The organism is Roseinatronobacter sp. NSM, assembly GCF_052379845.1.
In the GTDB taxonomy this organism is placed as follows: Bacteria; Pseudomonadota; Alphaproteobacteria; order Rhodobacterales; family Rhodobacteraceae; genus Roseinatronobacter.
Map to the genome: position 1 here is coordinate 14,411 of NZ_JBQTCF010000036.1, position 22,140 is coordinate 36,550.

Here is a 22,140-nt window from a genome sequence, read left to right on the forward strand (position 1 = left end):
GCGAACGCGGAGGCGAAAGTCGTCAAGGCGCAGACGGATCAGACGAAGGCAAAATCCGACTGGATGAGTTGCTGCAACTCCGCAACAGTTGCAGTGGGCACAGCGTTCGCATCATGGTCGTCCTGGAAATTCGCCGACCATTCAGACCCGCCGAAATACCCAAGCTTCACATAGTCGATACCTGCGTTGGCCGCGTTCACCTCTGAAGTGAACCAGACCGAGACCGACCCGTCAGACTGTTGGAAAATCCCAATGGCTTCGCCTACTTCGCCAGGTGCCCCAGAGAACCCATTTGGGAAGAACTGCGAAAAGCCTTTTCCTGTTGCGAAGGCCGCATTGACAAAGGTATCGCCGACATTGCTTTCCGTAACAATCGTATTGGCGTTGAACAGGATTACGTTCGCCGCAGAGTTCTGCTGATTGTTCAGAGCGTTGACAAACACTGGCGCCCCTTCAAGCCCAACGAAACCAAACTCGATCAGGTCACGAGCCCCAGCGTCGGACTCGCGATCGAAGTTCAGCAAGCTGATCACCGGCAGGCCGTTATACTCGAACACGCTGCCCGGGTTGCCTTCGAAATTCAGGGTTGCCGTCAACCCGTCCTGCCCGAAGGTATAGATATCCGCCTCTGGCGCAATCTCGACCCCCAGTGACGCAATCGATGCGCTGAAGTTCGTGCCAATACCGCCGCCGCCGCTTACATCGACAGCATCCCCGGTGGCAAGCGTGCCTGCCTCGTCGACCGCGCGCACCGACAGTTCTGGTGCCTGACCGTTGAAGTTCCAGTTCGGCACGAAGCGCAGCTCTGCATCCGGCGCAAGGAACAGCGCATCGGCCGCCGTGACCGCACCGATATCGACCCAACCACCGGACGCCTTGTACTGCCAGGCCCCCTGGGACGCCACGGCGGCGTTGGCCACCACGACGACACCTTTCAGGTCCGAGGCCGTCAAAGGGTCACCGAAGCTGGTTCCGAAGATGTCCGCCACAGTGTCACCGTCCCCGTTGACGAAAGACCCATCGGCAGTGGTGAACAGGTCCTCTGTCACAGGGCCGAGCGCGTTTTCCGTGGTGTTGAAGTCACCCGGCGTGGAGACCTGCGCGACTTGCTTGGTGAATGTCGCCATCTCGGCGGAATATGCCGTGGCATCGCCCCGCACCGAGACATCGTCAGTCCGCAACCGGCCAGAGGTGGTGAACTGTCCACCGCCGATCAGTTCTTGCGTACTGTCCACCGCCACGAAAGACAGTTCCGGCACCCGACCGAAGTTACGGTCTTCATCCGTGGCCGCATCGGGCACGAAGCGCAGCTGGGTCGTATCCGCCAGCAGCATGGCCGTGGCCTCTGACAACACCAAGTTTTCGGAGTTGAGAACAGTCAGCACGTCCCGGAAGGCCGAGTCGCCTGTTGTCTTGAACTCCCACCGCCCAGTGACAATGCCTTCGCCCGGCGCCTCGATCCCGACCAGCGCAATCCCGGCAAGATCCGAACCGAAATCATCATCGCGGAACAATGTGTTGAGCTGTGACACAGTGAACGATGCAAAGGGGTCACCGGTCAGGCTTTCATTGACCTGCGGCCCTTCGAACACATCCACATCCACCAGCTGCGGCGCGACATTCGCAAAATCGACGCCATCGCCAAGCACGACCGTGTCACCCGCCGCAAAGACCGGACCGATAAAGACACTCTCTGAACCCTCGCGGTTGACCGTGATCGAGGTGGCATTGAAGCCGTCAGCAAGCTCAGTCAGATCGATGATACCCGGATAGGTGGCCGCATCGTCCATCAGCGTGATGACAACCTCTTCTTCCGCCAGCTGCTGCGCGGCAAGCGCCATGACACCGGGCAGATCGCGGGCATCGAAGAAGATGTCAGGACGGTCGCCCGCACCCCCCAGCTTAACCGGGAAGCCACTGTCGGAGAAGAAGGAGGCCGTCAGAACGCCATCCTCTGCCACACTCCCGAACTGATCCAGAAGCGTGTCGATGGTGGCCTGGAAGCGCTCCACATCCTGCAACACAGCCGTGACTGTCGGCTGCTCATCATTATTGCTGAACGCAAGCGTGATCTCCCCGGCCTCGGCAGTGATGCTGTTTAGCCTCAGTCCGAAAGCCGCTTCATCCGGCGCCGCCACAGTGTCGGTGCCAGAGCCGCCAACCACAAGGGTGATGCCGGTCTCACTCACCAAGGTGATGGTGTCGTTGCCCGTGCTTCCCAGCTTGATGCTGTCGAAGCCGGTGCCCGCAACGGTGTTGCCGCCAAGGGTGACAACCTGCCCGGTAAAGTTCCCGAACTGGCCCGAGACAAAGGTGTTGCCGGTCGCCGTGGCGATACCCGCCGCGCCGAGGCCAAGGTCTTCGACCGTGCCGTCGAAGGTGTTGCCGGTCAGCGTGACGCCATCTTCGCCGTCAATCGACATGCCGACGTAGTTTCCGGTCAGCGTGCTGCCCGTCACCACGGCACCTGTCGCACCGGGGTTCAGGTAGATGCCCGTCGCCCAGTCCGTCGCAGTGACGTTCGTCACACTCAATCCGGCACCCTTGCCGCTTTCGGTCAGGATACCGCGCGCCTGGCCGCCCGTTTCGCCCTGCTCCGGACCCGTCAGGGTCAGGTCGATCAGCGACACATTGCTGGCCGCAACATAGACACCGGCAAACGAGCCGGAGGTGTTGCCGCCGCCATCAACGGTCACGTTGTCGATGGTGACCCCGTCGGCCTTCACGTCAAACGCGGTGACCGTGGCGTTGTCGCTGCCGATGATCGTCAGGCCGGTCTTGTCGGACGGGATGGTGACCACCTCGTCATAGGTGCCGTTGCCGATGAAGACGATGTCATCCGGACCTGCCGCATCGACGGCCTCCTGCACGCTGCGCCCGGTGCCGACCCCTGCGACATGCAGGGTGACGTTATCGAACACCAGCGTCTCGACCGCGCCCAGAATGACACCGGAATCATCATTCTCCGGATCAAGCGCGTATGCCAGCGCCCCCTCAACTGTCTGGTCGCCGATCACAGGATCTTCGACCAGAAGCGACCGATCAAACGCAACCGGTGCTGTCACGGGAAGACCGTCATCGTCCTCACCCACCTGTTCCACAAGGGTCAGAACATCGACGTTGTCGCCACCCGCCACCACGGAGCCTGCGAGAAGCACATCCGCCGAGAGCGCCCCTGTAAGCTCGGATGCATCCAGGAAACCGGCAAACAGGTCGAAGGAGATATTTCCAGACCCTTCGACGGTTAGGAGGTCGGCACTGATCGTCAGCGGAAGTTGCGAATCGCCCTCTATTGTCAGCGCGAATGCCTCAAGGAGAGCGACCGCTTCCGAACCTCGGTAATCCCCCCCCAGAAGCGTAAGGGCATTGGGGACATCCCCGTCAAACTGCACAAGGAGGGAAGCCAAAAGCAAGTTGCCGTCGTCGACGCGGAGATCAGGCCGATCATCATCACCCACCAACAGGATGCTGAAGCCATCTGCCGGCACCAGTGACACGACACCGATGTCCTCAAGCTCCACCCGCTCGATATTGCGCAGGGTATTACCCGCCAGCAGCACATCGCCGTCCTGCCCCTTGGAGAAATCGGACGGGGAGTAAAGATCGTCAAGCTTTACAGTGTCGATGCCACCTATGCCACCGTCAAGCACCGTGCCTGCCCCGCTGAGCGCGAAGGTGTCGTCCCCGCCGCCGCCCTGGAAGAAGTCCTGCCCCGGGGTGGCGAAGCCGGTGAAGTCGAAGCCTTCGGTCACCGTCCCGCGCAGTTGCAGGCCGAGGAGGTCACCGTTGCCGTTCGCAATATAGGTGTTGGTCCCGATGTTCACCGTCGAACCGTCCGGGATGTTCCCGAAGCCCGGACCAGTGACGAAGATACCGTCATTGCTGACAACCGTCGGTGTTACCGTGTTACCGGTGATGGTCAGATCGACACCATCGGCCGCTGTCACAACGCCGATGATGGCGCGCTCCAACGTGTTGCCGGTGATTGTGATCTTGCCCACGCCGCCAGCAGAGATCGCAGAGTTGCCGATCGAACTGCCGCTTACATCGCCAGCCACGTCACGGCTGATGGTGTTGTCGGTGATCGTTGCATTCTCGCCTGTGACCCGGATTTCAGACGCATAGGCCGAGGAGGCACCGTCAACGGTGAAGGTGCTTTCCGTGACAGTCGCATCGGCACCGCTGACCAGCACAACCGGCTGCCCACCGCCCAGCCGGGCGTCATACTCGGTGAAGGCCAGCCCCTCGACCTTGGCGCCGTCGGCCAGTTCCAGCAGACCACCTTTCAGCGTGGTCAACGGCGTGCCGTCAATGTCCAGCCCGGCGCCGGTCAGGGTAACCCCTTCGGGCACCGTCAGACGATCCACTGACGACAGGTCAAGCTCGCCAGCCGCAATTTTCACCGTCTCGCCCGACTGCGCATCGGCAAAGGCATCGGCCAGCGAGTTGTAGATGTTGCCAGTATCCGCGTTGCGGATCAGCAATATCTCAGGCTCGGCGAAGTCGTTGTCCGCCAGCAGACCGGTGAGCGCGTAGCTGCCCGTCTGATCAACGACGACCCGCGGGAAGGCGCCGAAGGTGTTCGGCTCGCCGTCCTCGCTGCCCCCGACGGTCACACCGGTGCCCCACAGTTCCAGCACCGCGTAACTTGCGCTGCCCTGGAAGGTGTTGCCCTGCACGACACCGCCGGTCGATTCCAGCCCGACCAGCAGGCCAGCTCCCGGATTACCGGTGATGGTGTTGCCGATCAGCGAAACGATACTGGACGCGTTGCCCAAACTGGTCTCGCCATTGACATAGACCACCGACGCCGGACCGTCACCAGTGATGGTGTTGCCCAGAAGCGCCACATTCTCCATGCCGCCGCCGGTCAGCACCGCATGGCCGCTGCCGCCCGAAATGGTGTTTCCGACGAAGCTGACGAGTTCGTTGTTGCCCACCAGATAGACTGCAGCCAGATCGCTCGCCTCGGCCGAAAGGCTGAAGCCGGTAACAGAGACCCCATCGACCCCATCGTTAACCCGGATTGCCGCGCCCTGGTTGACGCCGGCACCCGTGATCTCGACATCAGTGCCCGCCGCGATCAGCGACAGCCCCTTGTCCAGGGTCACCGGCCCGTAGTTGCCATCGGCCACCGTGATGGTGTCGCCCGCCTCGGCCGCGCCCACCGCCGCCTGGATCGACATTCCGTCGAACACAAGGAATTGCGCGGCATCGAAGTCCCAGATGACACCCGAAGCACCGGCCGCCGCCTGCGCATCTTCGACATCTGCAAACAGCGACAGGTTACCGTCCGCGAACACCCCGAACTTGCCGTCCAGATCATTGACACGGTAGATCGCCGGGATTCCGGTGAAGTTGTCCACCACCGCGTCGAAGCCCGAGCCGTCGCTGCCCAGCTTCACCGCACCATCGACAAAGACCAACCGGTCGCCGCTGTCGTCAATTTTGTTGCCAGACAGCACCACATCGGGCTTCGTGTCGTTCGTGCTTTCGAAGATGCGCAGGCCGGTCTTGGCGTAATCCTCGATGGTGTTGTTGGTGATCGTCAGCGTTCCGTAGTCGCCGAAGGCCACGAAGCCGCCGTCGGTCCCCTTCATCAGGTTGCCGTCGATCACCACCGCACCAGCGTTGTTGAGGAAGATCGCGTCGGCGTCGTTCGGCGTGGCGGTCACATTGGTGGACACCAGCAGGTGGTTGTTGCTGACCGTCACCGCATCGTCGGTGTCGGCGTTGATCCAGACCGCCGAAGCGCCGCGCGCGTCGTTGGCGGCGTCATAGCCATCGCCCGCCTTCACCACGTTGCCCTCGAAAGTTGAGGCCCCGCCAAGGCGAACGAAGCCCGAACCGTCCGAGAAGCCGCCTGCAGCACCGAAGACTTCGATGACGTTGTTCTGGACTGTTACATCATCGGCAAGCACCAGAAGGTTGTTGCCGCCCCAGCCCGAGAAGTTGATGTCATTGGTGGAGGTCGAGGTTGACGGCTTCGTCAATGTGACACCAGTGAGCGATGCACCATCGGCGCTGATCGTCACCTTGCCACCTATCACGGCCTCGCTTTCGCGGTCAGTGTCATGGGCGGTGATCTCCGCATTCGGGCCAACAAGGCTTACCGCCTTGTTGAGGTTGATCGCCTCCTCATAGACGCCCGCCAGCACGTTGATCGTGTCGTCCGCCGACGCCAGATCGATGGCCGTCTGGATCGACAGGCCCTCCAACACTGCAAAACCGTCAGCGAACTTGAGCGCCTCCACCCCGGTCAGGGTGTTGATCTCGCCATCGCGCGACACAGTGATCACGCCATCGGTGATCGACACGCTGTAATCCGAAAGGTTGCCCTCGAAAGTGACGAGGTCGTTCCCATCCTGCCCGAAGAAAGCTTCATCAGCGTCTGTTGCGGCAAACACGTCGTCACCAAGGGTGCCAAGGATAACACCCTCCTTCTCGAAACCCGCGACCGTATTTGCCCCAAGGCTGACGATCTGCCCGGTGAAATTGCCGAACTGGCCCGAGACGAAGGTGTTGCCTGTCGCTTCGGCGATGCCTGCGGCACCAAGTCCGAGGTCCTCTAGCGTGCCGCCAAAAGTGTTGCCGGTCAGCGTAACGTTGTCTACTCCATCGATCGACATGCCGACTGTGTTGCCGGAGAAGTCGCTTTCGGTCACCACAGCATCCGTCGCACCCGGATTAAGGTAGATACCCGTCGCCCAGCCTGCCGCCGTGACATCGGTCACTGCCAGACCAACCCCCTTGCCGCCTTCGGTGATGATACCGCGGAACGCGCCCGGCTCACCCTCGCCCGGCCCGGTCAGGATCAGACCGGTCAGCGTCACATTGTCAGCCGCAACATAGATCCCTGCGTTCGACCCTGAAATCGTCGCACCGCCCTGAACCTTGAGGTTCTCGACAGTAACACCGTCGGCTTTCACGTCGACCGCATTGACGACAGTATTTTCGCTGCCCAGAATGGTCAGCCCAGCCTTGCCCGAGGGGATGGAAACCACCTCGTCATAGGTGCCATCCGCGATCAAGACCGTGTCACCTGCCAAGGCGGCATCCACCGCCTCTTGAATGGTTGCGAACCCGCCGTTGCCGACAACCAGAACGTTCTGGTCACTGAACGCCAACTTGCCGATTCCGGACACAGTGACGACTGCTTCGCCCTGTGTGATTTCGTAGCGACTGTCGTCGAACGAAATCCCAACATCAGCAAAATTAACCACGCCGCCGCCCAACACCCCGGCTACATCAAGCTCAGGGATCGGAGCCAAGAAACTCACCGCCTGAATAACGTCCGTGAAGGTGTTGCTGTCCTGATCGACGAACAAACCTGCTGCTGCAGGCGCGTTGATGATTACGCCGAAATCAAGAGTGTCAAACTCGTTACCGGAGATTGAAAGCCCCTCAATAGGGCTCACAGGATTGAAGACCCCGATACCGGCTGACCCGTCCTTGAACGTGTTGCCAGTGATGATTACGCCATCTATGGACGCGTTATCACCGAACTGCACACCGCGCCCGTTGATCCCCTGGAATACGTTGCCCTCGACCAGCAGGTTCTCATAGGTCGACCCCACGGACCCCGATGACGCAAGCACGATGCCGCGATCGGTGCCGTCGAACACATTCCCCTTGATCACCCAATCGGACCGCGTGACGTTGTTGCTGTCCTGCACGATGGCGTTGCCGGAATAGCCCTTGCCTAAGGCGTCCCCGAAGTCGCCGACGAAGTTACCTTCGAACAACAGGCCACTGGCCTTTTGGTAAAGTGCTGCATTGATGATGTTGTTCAGGAAAGAGGCACCGTCCCCGCTAACATCAATCTGCGGCGTGGTCCCGGTTGGCACAAGCGCGAGTTGGACACCATCGATGGTCACATTATCGGCAGTAACGCGGAAGGTGGCGTTGCTGCCCGAGGCGATGAACTTCGCCTCATCGCCGCGTGCATCATTGACGGAATTGTCAGCATGCCCCGAAATCCCGGCATTCGGGCCAAGGATGGTCAGACCCGCCTTGTTGATATTCACGGTTTCACTGTAATCGCCTGCGGCCAGCAGCACCACATCGCCGTCCGTACCTGCCGCACCAATGGCAGCGGTCACTGTCTGCAACGCACCACTTCCGGCGACATGTGCGGTCTTGTCGGCGAATTCGATGGAACCGATGTTGGCCAGTTCCACCGAGGCATCGCCCACCGTGAGCGTGAAGGAGGCATCCCCCTTCGTGCCGAGGGTGAAGAGGTCTGCGTCGAAATTGATGTCCAGCCCGCTATAGACATCTTCCAGCACAGTCAGCAACGCGCCGGCATCGGCGAGGCTGGCAAAGGTGCCGTCGCTGTTGAGCAGGAAGTCGTTGGCCAGCGCCTCGGCCCGGGCCGCGTCGGTGTCGCGCAGTGCCAGCACGCTGTTCAGCGCTGTGTTGTCCGTGACATAGACTGCAACGTCGGCCAGCGCGTCCAGCAGTTCCGTCGCCGTGGTCGCATCGTTGACCAGCGCGAGGCCCACTGTGTCGAGCGCCGCGGGGAAGGCGTCCAGCACCCCGGCCAGCGTGGCGAAGCTGCCGGTCTGGACTTCGGCCAGCACCGCCTCCTGTGTGCTCTCGCGCAGTTCGGCGAAGGTCGTCAGCTCTGCGGCAAGCGCAGCGGCCGAGATGTCCTCGACCGGCGTGCTGTTGACAACAGTTGTCAGTTCAGCGTCCTCGATAGCTGCCAGCGCGACTTGCACCTCTTCGAACAGACCAACTGTCAGCGCACCAAGATCAGACCCGTCCGCAGCCGCGATCACTGCGTTCACCGCAGATTCAACAGCTTCGCGCGGCAAAAGCACCTTATCCAGTTCAAGGATCAAGCCGGTGAAGCTGGTATAACTGCCCCCCTTCAGATCCTCGACGAAAGCATCAAAGCGCGGCTCGGGATCGTTGCCCAGCGCAGTCACCCGCGCGATCAGCTCCTCCTTGCCGGAGATGATCCCGTCGATGGCCTGGCCGTTGATGGTCGCGTCGGACTTGACCGCCGCAATCGCCTCCAGCTTGGCCAGCACGCCCTCCAGCGTGCCTTCGTCGCCACGGGCAAAGTCCCCCGCCGCAGCCGTGTCAATCGCCTCGCCCAGTTCGATGCGGAACTCGGCCAGCGGCTGCAGCAGCGTCACCATATTGGTGTAGCTGGCGAAGCCGCCATTCGCGTTGTCGCCGAGATCAGCGGCGAGCGCGGAAAAGCGCCCCTCGATCAGCTGGTCGTCACCCAGAAGCGCCTCTAGCCCTTCCTGACCTTCAATGACCAACGCAACATCGGTGTTATTAATCAGCGTGCCTGTTGGCAGCGCTTCAAGCGCCGTGGTGATGGCTTCGATATCCGCTAGCGCCAGCGTGCCGTTGCTTCCAGCGATCACAGCGTCCTGCACTTCCTCGCGGAAGGTCAAAAGCCCGTCGAACAGCGTAATCATCCCCGTGAAGCTGCCAAAATTGCCGCTGTTCGCTGCAAGGTCATTTTGCACAGCAACGAAGCGGCCGGGCACGAGATCCGTGATCCGGCCCGTCAGCGCGTTGAACTGCGCGTTGACTGCATCACCGTCGACAGTCTCGCCATTCACCGACTTGCCATCCAGCGCGGCAAGGCTGTCGCGCACAGCGTCCAGTTCGGCCACGCCCAGCGTGCCCGCGACGCCCGCTTCGACCGCCGCCTGCACATCAGTGCGGAACGCGACCAGCGGCTCCAGCACCTGGAACATGGCGGTGAAGCTGCTGAACCCGTCACCAGTGTTGGCATTCGCAGCCAGATCGGCGTTCAGCGCTTCGACCCGGCCCGGGACCAGCGCGTTCAGCGCAGTCGCCACAGCCGATACGGCGGCGATGACATCGCCCACCCCCTGACCGTTGATTGTGGCGTCGGACTTCTTGCCCTGCACCACCTCCAGCGCGGCCACCACGCCGTCCAGCGCGCCCTCGCCGAAGCTGCCCACTGTGGCATCGCCTGCGGCGTCCACTGCATCCTCGACCGCGACACGGAACAGGATCAGCCCTTCAGCAAGGCTGGTCAGGCTGCCGTCATAGAGGTTGGAAGCCGCCCAGCCATCCGATGGCGCGTTGTCGGCCAGATCGTTGACCGCCGCCTGAAAGCGCCCGTCAACCAGACCGTCAATCGCGGTCAGCACACCGTCCAGCACCGCGACAGTGACGTCGCCCAGCACGATATCCATTGCGGCAAGCTTGTCGCGGCCAATGCCCAGCTGGGTCTCAACCCCCGATGCGTCCTTTGCGTTCACAGCGTCGACCAGCGCCTCGCCGGCCTGAGCGAATTCGACGGCATTGAAGTAGAAGGCCGCGGCTGTGTCGAAATCGGGGAAACCTGCACCTTCCGCACCAAGCAGAAGGAACTCCGCCACAGCAACAAAGCTGGCGGAGTCATCAAGGTTGGGCTCAGCCACCTCAGGATAGAGCTTCCCGGCGTCGGCCAGCACGGCATTGACGTCGGCGACCGAACCGGCTGCGTTCAGCGCAGTCAGAAGAATGCCCTTGATGGCAGGTTCGAACGCGTCAAGCACGCTGCCCAGCGTGGTGTAACTGTCACCCGACTGAACCGCTGCAAGCGTGCCGATCTGTGTTTCCACCGACAGGCTTTCGAACAGCGTGACCGCCGCGGTCAGATCGGCGGCCGAGATATCCTCGACCGGCGTGTTGTCGTCCAGCACCTCGCGCAGCCCGGCGGCAACGATGCCGTCCATCGCATCGCGAATGGCTTCGAAAACTGCGACAGTCAGCGCTCCCTTAGCCGAACTGTTTGCTGCGTCGATACCTGCCGTCACCGCCGCCTGCACAGCCTCGCGCGCTGCGATTACAGTCTCAAGGGTGCTGTCTGCGCTCTCAAGCGCTGCGAGATCTGCTGCGACGTCCTCTTTCACCGCCTGCAAGCGGTTTTCGGACAGCGCATTCAGGCGCTCGAGGGTTGCTTCGAAATCCGTCTGCAGCCCTTCGAAATCCGTTGCATCTGATTGCAACAGCGCAACCGCCAGCACAGTCTGACCGTCCGCTGACAATGCCTCATAGGCGTCCACAGTTGCGCCTGTTACGAAAATGAAGACATCATCGAGGATGGCCTTGACTTCAGCGGCTGTGCTGGCCTGGTCAATCTCGGCGAAGGCAACACCCGGCGCCAGCTCGGCAGCCGTGGCGAACACATCAACAAGGCTGTCAACGCCGGACGCGCCGGCAACAGCATCGAGGATCGGCTGCTTCAGCACAGTCAGCGTGTCGAAAGTGTCGAGCAGGGACTGCAGCGTCGTCTTGTCAAGACCCGGCTCCCCCGATAGCGTCAGCGCCTCGGGAAGCGCATCGAGCGCGGCCTGGATGCTGGCGACCGAAGGATCGGCAACCGCGATCCTGATCGCGTCATAGGCATCGGCCAGCGGGTTGAAGAAATCGTTCTCGAACTGGTCAAACGTGATGTACAGCCCTTCTTCCTCTGAGGGGCGGTTGTTCACCAGATCCAGCAGCAACGCATCCTGACGCGCGGTCGAAAGATCAGTGAAACGCGCATCAATCAGCAGGTCCTTGACTTCGTCTGTTTCATCAATCGCGGTCCGCATCGCGGCAGCGTCAGATGCAGCGTTGATCGCCTGCAGATCATCGCCCTCAAGTGCGATGATGAAGCTCAGCACGTCCGAACTGGCGGGCTTTGAGGTCAGCGCATCCTTGGCGACAACCTCGATCGTGCGTGTCGTGCCGCCCAGCGTTGGGTTGGGCAGGTCAGAGTTGTATTTCACTTCATTGACAAGGAATTGCAGCAAATCCGTGGTCGCAACCAGATCGTCCAGCGCCCCGGCCGAAGCTTCCAGCCGCAGGGTGGATGTCGCTTCATCATAGGTTACAGTGATCCCAGCAATCTGTGCCAGTTCGGCCGGTGACAGGCCAAACAGATCCCCGGATTTCGGGGTTGCACGCAGCAGCAATGCTTCCTGCGCGGTATCGAAAGGGTTCACGATGCGCAGTTCAACAAACGCGATGACATCATCTTCGTCGTCGGTCAGCACAATCTCGGCGTCAGTCGTGATATCGACCGGCCCGTCGCCTTGCGCAAACGTTGCGGTTGCGTCACCGGGCGCCCATCCCGACTCGTCGATCGCGTTCAACTGCAGCTCGGGCGCGGCATTCAGGTCGTTGATCAGCAGGATCGCGCTGGCTGTGATGATATTCCCGCTCGCATCTGTCAGAGTGTAGGTGAACTCTCGTGACAGGCCGGGCTGGGTGGTATTGTTTTCGAATTTGACGCTGTCCAGCAGCAACTCTACCAGGCCAGCGTTCAGCAGCCGCCCTTCAGCAGGCGTGATGCTAAGAACACCCGTCTGTGCATCGAAATCCATCGACACGCGCAGCAACTGGGCGAGGGTGTTGGCATCGTCATTCAGGCTGAGCGTGTCGCCTGAACGCGTGTCTTCAATGGTGACAGTTGCGCTTTTGAAACTCTCGGGAGAATTTACCGACAGCAGGCCCGTCGACAGGGCCATCTTGCCCTGCTCTTGCTGGTAGACTTTGGGCAACACGGTTGTTTCACTGCCCGAACCGAGGTCAATTCCGAATGTGGTGTCAACCGCTTCACCATCTCCGGCAGGGGTGACAGCGATATCACGAGACCCTACAACAGCACGTTCGAAGGACAGCGCAGCGCCGCCCGACGCAGGTTTCAGCACAGTATCTGTGGCATTGAACGTCAGGGGGGCCGTGTCAGGCAGCACGGTCAGCAACGCTGACCCGGTAAGTCCGCCCTCGATCGTGATATTATCAAGAGTGAATTCGCTGACCGCTTCAGAAACAGAGATGCTGCCTTCTTGCGCGTTCAGCGTGAAGCCAGCACCATCAAGCGCTGTATCGCCTTCAATAATGAGCGTGACACCAGCCGGTAATTCAAGATTTGCGGTCAGCTTGAAGAAGCCTTGCGCAAAAAGCACGATCGCGCCGCTCTCAAGCTGGGCTAGAAGCGCGTTCAGGTCGACTGCAGTGCTGCTGCTGTTGCCACCGTCGACTGTTTTGGTGCTGTACTGATTGTCCATGCTCATTTTATATCCCCGTGTTTTCAAAAAGTTCATTCGGCCCACACGACAACCTGCGCTCTGATCATCAGAACACAGGTCGCATGTCGCCCCATGGCGGCAGAATAACAAAAACTGGGATTTTGGGTTCTGATCATACGGGGGATCATGGTCTCAAATGAGACGATCCTTCTCTTATCCTGCGCCCCGCTCGCATTCGCACACAGGTTAGATCATTGATTACTTGAATGTTTGATCACCTTTCAGGTCATGTCAGGCAACAGACCCGCGCACAGCGGCAGATTCGCTCGGGCAAGCGCTAAGCAAGGTGAACGGACGCTGTGCCGAAGTCGTCCATATGGCCGCCCAAGCAAGATGACTGACACTCAGGCCCACAAAATAATGTCCTAAAACGATAATTCATTGGCCTTAGCCGTCGCTATAAACGGCCCGCTTGCATACCCATGACCGGCTGTGCCCGCGTCAGAACCGAAGATAAGCCCACCTGCCCTATGGCAAGCGGATCAACGCAGCCGCATAGGCGCACAACTCAAGGCCCGTTTGCGCAAACATAGGCCGAAAGCCCATGCCTCAGGCGCCAACGCTCACTAGGCGGACTGCGGCCTGCGTGACACCACAGCCAGCGTTATTTTCATCAACCCCAGCGCAATCAGGACAACCGCCATAATGCATACCGAGAAAGCCGCCGCCTGCGTTGCAAACCCTGCCTGATCCAGCCGCAGCACAGACACAGCGCCAACACTTAGCCGCGGCGTTATCAGGAATATCACTGCCGAGAGGGTCACCATCGAACGCATGAACAGGAAGAAAGATACTGCAACCAATGTCGGCAACATGATCGGCAGAACCACATCACGCAATCGCTGCAATGTGTTTCCGCCGATGCAGGTCACGGTTTCTTCCAACTGGGCGGGAACTGCACGAATGCCGCTTACCATCGTCAGAAAGCCCTGCGAATGGTAGTGGTAGAAATTGCACAACGCGATCAGAAGCGTCGTGCCATATAGCATTCCGGGAATTGCCCCGGCCACATTGAACGACAGCACATAGGCAAGGCCCAGCACCAAGCCCGGCACGCCAACCGGCACGATGGCCAGCAGATACACCGCCTTTGCCATACCGCGCCCCAGACGGCGCTGGGATACAACCAGCATGAACAACATAAGCGTGCCGATCACGGCGGCCTGTATCGATACAATCAACGAAATCCACAGCGGCCCATAGCCGCCTTGCGCGGTAATGTTGTAATTGCGCAAGGTCAGGTCCAGCCGGTATGGCCAAAGCGTGACAAAGCTGGCGTAAACGACTGTGGCCACTACGGCGATCAGGAACACTGCAGTTCCATACCCAAGAATGCCCAAAGGTATGTCGCGCAAAGCCCGCCTGTCCGGCACGACCGGCATCGCGCCTTCTGTCGCGCCGCTGGTGTGACGCTGCGCGGCGACCTTTTCGATGTAAAAGGCCATAAGCGTGGGAATAAGCAGCAAAATGCCAATCACCGCGCCCATGTTGAAATTCATCTGGCCGACAACCTGCGCGTATATCTCGGTCGCAAGGACACGGTAATTGCCCCCGATGACTGCCGCATTTCCGAAATCGGTAATCGTGACGGTGAAGCAAACGAAAGCCGCACTCAGCAACCCGAAACGCGCATTTGGCAGGGTGATATCCACAAACCGCCGCCACGGCGTTGCGCCAAGCATCATGGCCGCGTCATATTGTCGTGTATCGGATTGGCGCAACGACGCCTGAATGATCATCACGGCTTGTGGCAGCGCATACATGGAATTGGAAATAACCAACCCCCAAAGCCCGTATATTTGAAGGTTCCATCCTGTCGCCTGACTGATCAGGCCATTGCGCCCGAACAGGAATATCAACCCCAGCGCCTGCACAAGTGACGGGGCCAGAAGCGGCAGCAGCAGCGCAATCGAAATCACCCAGCTTAGCCGTGCACGGGTGCGCTGCAAAAGATAGGCGATCGCAAACCCCAGCAGAACGCAAACAAGCGTGGTCAGGCCACTCATGATCAGAGAATTGCGCACCACACCCAGAATATGCCCCATCGACAGAACATCGATGTAATTGCCAACGCCCAGGTTGCCGTCGCGCTGCACAAAACTGCGCTGGACAATCAACGCAAGCGGGTAAAGGAAAAACAGCCCCAAGCCGATCAATGGCACCCAAAGGCTGGTAAGATACAAACTCCGTGCCAAGGGCGGAATAACAAGCGGCTTCGTGCGGGCAATCCTGCGGGGCGGGTGTTCTTGTGTCGAACCGGCGGTCATGCGCGCACCCAGACACCGGCATCAGGCGCCACCGAAATGGCAACGCGGTCGCCTGCTTTCAGGCCCTGACTGTGATGGCTTTCTGCCAGAAGGGTTGTTTCACCAAGATCGACGGTCAATCGCGTGACATTGCCCAGAAAGCTGGCCTGTGTGATGCAGGCCTGCGCGCCGTCCGACATGGATACCGAAATATCTTCGGGGCGCAGGGCCAGCAAATGCTGCGCATCCGGCGGGTGACTGCCCAGATCGGGCAACACCGTCTGTGCCAGTTGCGGCGTCAGGAAGTTGGAAATCCCCACGAAATCTGCCACAAATCTGGTGCGTGGGCGTGAATAGATTTCTTTTGGCGTGCCGATCTGTTCGATTTTTCCGGCATTCATGCAAACGATTTTGTCGGCCATGATCAACGCCTCTTCCTGATCATGGGTGACCATGATCGTGGGAATGCGCAGGCGGCGCTGGACATCGCGGATCTCCAGACGCAAATCATTGCGGACCCGCGCATCCAGCGCGGATAGCGGCTCATCCAGCAACAAAAGGGCCGGGTCCACCGCAAGCGCCCTTGCGATTGCCACACGTTGTTGCTGTCCGCCGGACAGTTGATAGGGATAGCGCTGCGCAAAAGATTGCAGATGCACCAGCTCCATCAGCTTTTGCACCTTGGCGTCCCTCTCGGCGGATGGGGTTTTGCGAATGCGCAGCCCATACCCGATATTGTCGGCCACCGTCATATGCTGGAACAGGGAATAGGATTGAAACACAATCCCGAACCCGCGATGTTGCGCGCCGACTGTGCTTAGATCCTTGCCCGCCAGTTCCAACGTGCCCGCGTTATATGGCTCCAGCCCCGCAATAATGCGCAGCAATGTGGTTTTTCCACAACCCGATGGGCCAAGCAGGCAAACGAATTCCTCGTCCCCGACATCCAGATCGACATCGGATAATGCCTGAAACTGACCATAGTATTTTTCGAGGTTGCGGATTTTCAACTGCATTGCGGCTCTCTGTGTTGGATCAGGCGTGTGACGGCGCAGGAGGGACGCCGCCACTGGTGGAGTGTCTGGCCCTGTCAGCGCCCGACCAGTTCGCGCCAACGTTCAATGATCGCATCACGTTGCGCACCCGATGTCGCAAAGTCCATTGGGAACAGCACTTCGGACAGATCTTCCGGCAACCCTGCCTGCGCGGCAAGCGGTGATCTTGGAACACCGGGCAAAGTGATCAAAGCCTTTTTTTCAGAATAGACCTGTGCGGCACTTTCCGACAATGTCCAATCAAGGAAGCGGCGCGCGTCGTCTGCATTGCTGCTGCCACGAATAAGGGCGTTCGCTTCAAGTTCAAAACCAGCGAAATCCGACGGGATAACCATTTCCAGCGGGAAGCCCTGCTCGATGCCCTGCATCGCCACAAAGGACAAAGACGCCCCGACAGTGTATTCACCGACCTGCGCCATGCGGCAGGGACGCGACCCTGACGTGGTATATTGCGCCATGTTCGGGTCCAGATCCTGTATCAGCTGCCAGCCTGCGTCTTCGCCAGCGCCTTGGAGAATGGCAGAAATCTGCAAGAACCCTGTGCCGGATGAACCGGGGTCAGGCATGACAATTTCACCTTCGAATGCAGGGTCGGTCAGATCGGCCCAGGATTGCGGCATTGGCGCGCCGATCTGTTCCAGCCGCATCGTGTTCACACAGAATGCGCCCATATAGCCAATCGGCGCAAACCAGCGGTTTTCGGCATCGCGAAATTGCGCGGGCAGATCGTCAATACCTTCCGGCGCGTGTGTGTCCAGCAGGTCATAAATGGCGGGGTTCAGAATGTTGGTGACTGCAAAGCCCCACAAGACATCCGCCTGCGGATTTCCCGCCTCGGCGATCAGGCGCGCGCCAAGATTACCCGTCGACAGACGCAGGACATTCACTGTCAGATCAGGCATCGCCTCTTGCGCGGCTTCCAGATAGGCCGCGATTTCCTCATCTTCCAGCGCCGAATAGACAGTAATTTCCCCTGAAATCGCGGGGGCGGCCAGCAGGCCGGTTACGGCAAGCGATGCGGAAAACCGGGTTATTGTCCGTCTCATGTTGCGTCTCCTGTTGATAAGCTTGGAATTTCAGGATAACTCAGCTTGGAAAATGTGGCAATCTGTGTTTTTGTGTAAAAAGTGGTTATATTTTAAGCGCCAGCACAACGAGGAAGTACAAGATGGAAGCAATGCAGTATCCCTCTCGGGAAATTGCCGGGTTTGCGCAGGACGTGGCCCGACAGGCGGGCATGCGGGCGCTTGAATCGTTTCGCAAACCTGTTCCCGTTGAAACGAAAGCGGATGCCAGCCCTGTCACAGACGCAGACCGGCAGACGGAACTGTTCTTGCGCAGGGCTATTTCCGAACGCTTTCCAGACCATGCCATCTGGGGCGAGGAATTCGGCGGCGCGTCTGAACCCAGTGGCCCGCTATGGGTGATTGACCCTATCGACGGCACACGCAGCTTCATCACCGGATCACCACTTTGGGGCACGCTTCTTGCGCTGTTTGACGGTGGCCAACCAAGGATTGGCGTCATCGAGATGCCAGCCCTAAACGAACGCTGGGTAGGACAAAGCGGGGCGGGCAGTTGGTTCAGCGACAAAAACGAAAGCCCCAAAGCCTGCCATGTGCGGGCGTGCAGCAACATTTCAGAAGCGCGGTTCTACACAACATCACCAAGATATTTCACCACACCAGAGCGTGGCGCGATCGAACGGATTTGCGACAAGGTCGACATTGCCCGTTTCGGGGGGGATTGCTACAATTACGGGATGCTTGCATCGGGCCAGATTGATCTTGTGGTGGAAACCCTTTTGCAACCTTATGACTACCTTGCCCTTGTCCCGATAATTGAAGAAGCTGGCGGTATGATAACCGATTGGGCGGGTGCACCACTGGGGTTGCACTCGGACGGGCGCGTGATTGCGGCGGCCACGCCCGATCTTCATGCTGCCGCACTTGAGATGTTGAAGGTATAGGATCATGTGGCAAGAGGAACGACGCCAGCGGCTTCGCGCATTATTGGCCACGTTTGGCGGCATTTCTGTTGATCGTGTAACCGAAGAATTCGGTGTCTCTCGCGAAACCATCCGGCGTGATCTGCTGGAAATGGAACAGGATGGCGAATTGAAACGCGTCCGGGGCGGGGCGATCCCGCACACTGAACAGCGCGAGCCCCCCTATGCCGAACGACAGACCGTCCGCCTGCGTGAAAAGCGCCAGATTGCGGCGACTGCAGCTGGCCTTGTCGAGTCCGGCCAGACGCTTTTTCTGGATGCTGGCAGCACGACAGCCATTCTATCAGAACGGTTATCGCAATTAAGCGGGCTGACGATCATCACCAATTCGGTGGATGTTGCCAGCCGCATCGGCACACCCGACTCCACGCAGGACCGGCGCAACAAAGTGGTGTTGATTGGCGGCAGATTTGCCGCACAACCGCCCGCAACCTTTGGTGCCAGCGCGATAAATGAAATCATGCGCTATCATGCAGATGTCGCGTTTGTGTCGCCCTTCGGTCTGGATGCCCGCGCAGGCGCCAGCAGCTATGACCCGGATGAGGCTGAAATTGCGCGCGCAATGGTTGTGTGCAGCAAGAAAACCATTCTGCTTGCCGATTATTCCAAACTTGGTGTTGTAAGCCGTGTTTCATACTGCACCATAGACGCGCTTGATACCATAGTTCTTGATCATAGCGCCCGGACGCATGCCGAGATCACGAATTTCAAGAAAGCGAAAGCAGATATCATCTTTGCGCAAAAGCGGGCGAAGTGACGCCCGATAAACGGTCGTTTATTCATTCTATCCGTAACTGCAAATAACATGATTTCATGCCCCCGACAGCCTATGCGCCTGTGTGAACCGCAGATTGCCCCCCCTGCCCCAGTCGCAGGCCCTGAAATCCGCAGGCCGTGTCGATATCAACAAAGAACAGGCTTCTGGCGGCAATCGGGCGCGGCCTGTGCTGGCGCGGGTGCCGCAAGTGACCGAGCGGCTTGCGGCGGAGGGCGCGTTTTTGCACGCCATTCAGGACGCGATCGACATGGCATCACACTTCAGACCATCTGCACCCGGATGGAGAACATCCATGAGCGCACACCGCGGAGATAGGCAACCTTGCAAGCTACCGATCCAAAAGATCATCAGCATAGCATAATGGCGTTAGGTCGTGTTGTGGCGGGCGTGGCAATCCTGCCAAGGTTAATGCCAGAAGTTGTCAAACTGATCAGAAAGAAAACGTCGAAGTGAAGCCCTCGGCCATGGCAACCACTGACATGGGGAATAAGGGTGATGTCGTATTTCACCGAGCTTTCGTTATTATTTATCGACCTATCGGCAAGCGGAGGCTTCCCCGCGAGACGGTTGCCGCACGGACGGAAGCCTGCGCCCGATAGGATCAGAGTGTTTTCTTTCGCTATACAGGCTATATGTGCTGCTCGTCCTCCGGGGCCTCGTCCGCGACATTGCGCGCCGGACTGTCGGCATCAAGTATCAGCATGGCATCGCGCGGGGCCTTGTTGAGAACCAGCCGCGTCACATCAGGACGCGAATAGTGCCCCGCCGGATCTGCCGGTCCCTTCGCAAGAGAGATCATGCCAAGGTTGATATCAGCATAGACCAGCCCCTCCTGATCCGGAGCGAGCATGTTGCTGATCATCTGACCGTCCGGTGCATAGATCTGCGCATAGCCGCCCCCAACAGTTAGCAGAGCCTTCTTGGTGTCTGTATCACACAGGATTTCGGACATCTCTGGCGATACGAGTGCGGTCGGCGCGATCACGAAGCAGCCGCCCTCGACGGCATAGGCGCGGCTTGCGCCAGTGTTAACCTCGGGCCCCAATTGATAAGCACCGCCGGGGAAGATGGAGAAGCTGGGCCAGGCCGCGATATGCACCTGCTCGTGCTGCGCGAACATGGCATATTTGGTCAGTGGCTGAAGATGTTCCCAGCAGCACAGGGCGCCGATCTTGCCAAGCTCGCTGTCGTAGACTGACAAGTCGCGTCCGTCGCCCTCACCAAAAACCGTGCGTTCCACATGGGTGGGCTTCAGCTTGCGGCGCTTGGCGATGGTCCGGCCATCCGGCCCGATAATCCACTGCCCCATGTACAGGCTGCCGCCGTCGCGCTCGGAATGGGCCATGGCGACCATGATCTTGTTGTCGCGCGCGACCTTGGCAAGACGTTCGGCCTGCGGCGAGCCGTATTCCAGCGCGTTGTCGAAATAGCACTGCACGAATTGCATCTGCCACGCTACGCTGTCCAGCCAGATATACCAGGGGTAACCGGGTATGAAGGTCTCAGGAAACGCGATAAGATCGGCAGCGTTACCCGCAGCTTCCTCGATCAGGCTGATGGCCTTGTCGACCGATGCATCGAGGTCGAGAAATACCGGCGCGGCCTGAACCGCAGCGGCACGAAACTTGGTTTTTTGCTTGTTCATTAGGAACTCCTTGTTGGTTTCTTGTGGTTCTTGATTCCATAGGAATACTTCCGACCGGGCGGCCTGGCTTGCTTGGGGGCCGCGGGACACTTGACTGAGAGTTGCAGACCTGCAGCTTTTTCTGGACGCAGCGCAAAGAGGCTGTAAATTTTTTCCATGCAACCACTCTGGACCACAGCCTCTGTTCCTCAGAACGAAAGCCTTTCTTACTGGGTTGAAGCGGTGTGCCGCACATACACCGCGCTAGACTGCGAAGAACGGAACCGGCTGGCGCCCTTCTATGGCCAAATCGATGCGGGAATGGTTGGCGAGATCGGCGTGACGCAGGTGCGCGCATCCGCGCAAAAGGTGCGCCGCACACGTCGCAGCATCGCACGCCACGACGAAGACAAGCTATTGTTCAGTATCCAGAAACGCGGCCGTTGCACCGTCGTGCAAGATGGGCGCGTCGCAGCCCTGACCCCCGGCGATTTCGCGCTCTATGATACCACGCGGCCATACGAACTGATCTTTGACGCAGAATTCGCGCAATACGTTGTGGCTGTGCCAGGTCATGCCCTGCGTCCGCTGCTTAAGATGCCCGAGCGCCTGACCGCGCGCCGTATACCGGGCGGTTCGAGCATTGGTCGCGCGGTGCTTAATGCCATCGAAACCGTGGCATGGAACAATGGCGATCTCGGGTATGACGCCCAATGCCCGATGGAAGAGGCCTTGCGCGGCCTGCTTTCCGCTGGGGCGCTGTCGCTGCTGGGCGCGGAACTGCGGAAATCGGACACAGCGTCAGGTGCCCGGCGCGCTGCGATCAAGGCCTACGTCTTTCAACATCTGCGCGATCCCGCGCTCTGCGTCGGGATGATTGCAGCCGCGCAAGGGGTCGACGTCAGCACTATTCACCGCGCTTTTGATGGGGAGGACGAAACCCTGAGCCGTTGGATATGGATACAGCGGTTGGAGAATGCCCGGCGTGACATAAGTGACCCGTCGAAGTCACATCTTACCTTGACGGAAATAGCATTCTTCTGGGGATTCAACGATATGGCGCATTTCAGTCGTGCGTTCAAAGCCCGCTTCGACCAAGCGCCCCGCGTGGTGCGACAGCAGTCACTGGCTCTGCGCTGATGTATGGCACGGTAACGTCGCGGCTTGTCACGCCGCGTGGTGGCGCTCCTGCTGTGCCTGCCCCGGCAAAGCACCGTCGTTTGCCTGGCGGCGGACGAACTTGAAAAACGCACCTCGCTAAGGTTCAGGCAATTTGCGGACAAGATCCGAAACCAGCGGGTTGCTGAGCTTCTGGCGCATCCAAGCCGGTAGCCGCGCTGCATCATCGACCGGTCTAACACTCGAAAA

Annotated in this window: 8 protein-coding genes and 1 pseudogene; 4 read left to right on the plus strand and 5 right to left on the minus strand. The window is 59.5% G+C overall.

Annotated features, from left to right (window positions below; all coding sequences use genetic code 11):
* Window positions 1-38: 38 nt before the first annotated feature.
* From ACTZWY_RS16680 to ACTZWY_RS16695, 4 genes are all read right to left on the minus strand, one after another.
* Window positions 39-13,046 (minus strand): beta strand repeat-containing protein, encoded by a 13,008-nt coding sequence (locus ACTZWY_RS16680; protein WP_444791840.1) that lies wholly within the window; start codon window positions 13,044-13,046, stop codon window positions 39-41.
* Window positions 13,047-13,627: 581 nt separating this feature from the next.
* Window positions 13,628-15,328 (minus strand): ABC transporter permease subunit, encoded by a 1,701-nt coding sequence (locus tag ACTZWY_RS16685; protein ID WP_444791841.1) that lies wholly within the window; start codon window positions 15,326-15,328, stop codon window positions 13,628-13,630.
* Window positions 15,325-16,323, minus strand: coding sequence for an ABC transporter ATP-binding protein (locus ACTZWY_RS16690; RefSeq protein ID WP_444791842.1), 999 nt, complete (start codon window positions 16,321-16,323; stop codon window positions 15,325-15,327). The genes ACTZWY_RS16685 and ACTZWY_RS16690 overlap by 4 nt, the downstream gene beginning before the upstream one ends.
* A 74-nt stretch (window positions 16,324-16,397) precedes the next feature.
* Entirely contained in the window at window positions 16,398-17,408 is a 1,011-nt protein-coding gene (locus ACTZWY_RS16695) for an ABC transporter substrate-binding protein (RefSeq protein ID WP_444791843.1), read from the minus strand.
* A 122-nt stretch (window positions 17,409-17,530) separates the two neighbouring features.
* Between ACTZWY_RS16695 and hisN the strand changes: the two genes are divergently transcribed.
* The 3 genes and pseudogenes from hisN to ACTZWY_RS16710 all read left to right on the plus strand — a co-directional run.
* Entirely contained in the window at window positions 17,531-18,331 is an 801-nt protein-coding gene (gene hisN / locus ACTZWY_RS16700; protein WP_444791844.1) for a histidinol-phosphatase, read from the plus strand.
* Window positions 18,332-18,335: 4 nt separating this feature from the next.
* Complete coding sequence (locus ACTZWY_RS16705; RefSeq protein ID WP_444791845.1) at window positions 18,336-19,127, plus strand: DeoR/GlpR family DNA-binding transcription regulator; 792 nt, start codon at window positions 18,336-18,338, stop codon at window positions 19,125-19,127.
* Window positions 19,128-19,209: 82 nt separating this feature from the next.
* Window positions 19,210-19,404 (plus strand): annotated as a pseudogene (locus ACTZWY_RS16710) (recombinase family protein); the annotation flags it as partial.
* Window positions 19,405-19,776: 372 nt separating this feature from the next.
* Here the strand turns inward: ACTZWY_RS16710 and ACTZWY_RS16715 are convergent.
* Window positions 19,777-20,793 (minus strand): carbon-nitrogen hydrolase family protein, encoded by a 1,017-nt coding sequence (locus ACTZWY_RS16715; RefSeq protein WP_444791846.1) that lies wholly within the window; start codon window positions 20,791-20,793, stop codon window positions 19,777-19,779.
* 156 nt (window positions 20,794-20,949) lie between these two features.
* Here ACTZWY_RS16715 and ACTZWY_RS16720 point away from each other — a divergent pair, with 156 nt between their 5' ends.
* Window positions 20,950-21,912 carry an AraC-like ligand-binding domain-containing protein gene (locus ACTZWY_RS16720; protein ID WP_444791847.1) on the plus strand — a complete coding sequence of 321 codons (963 nt, stop codon included), beginning with the start codon at window positions 20,950-20,952 and terminating at the stop codon, window positions 21,910-21,912.
* Window positions 21,913-22,140 lie beyond the last annotated feature (228 nt).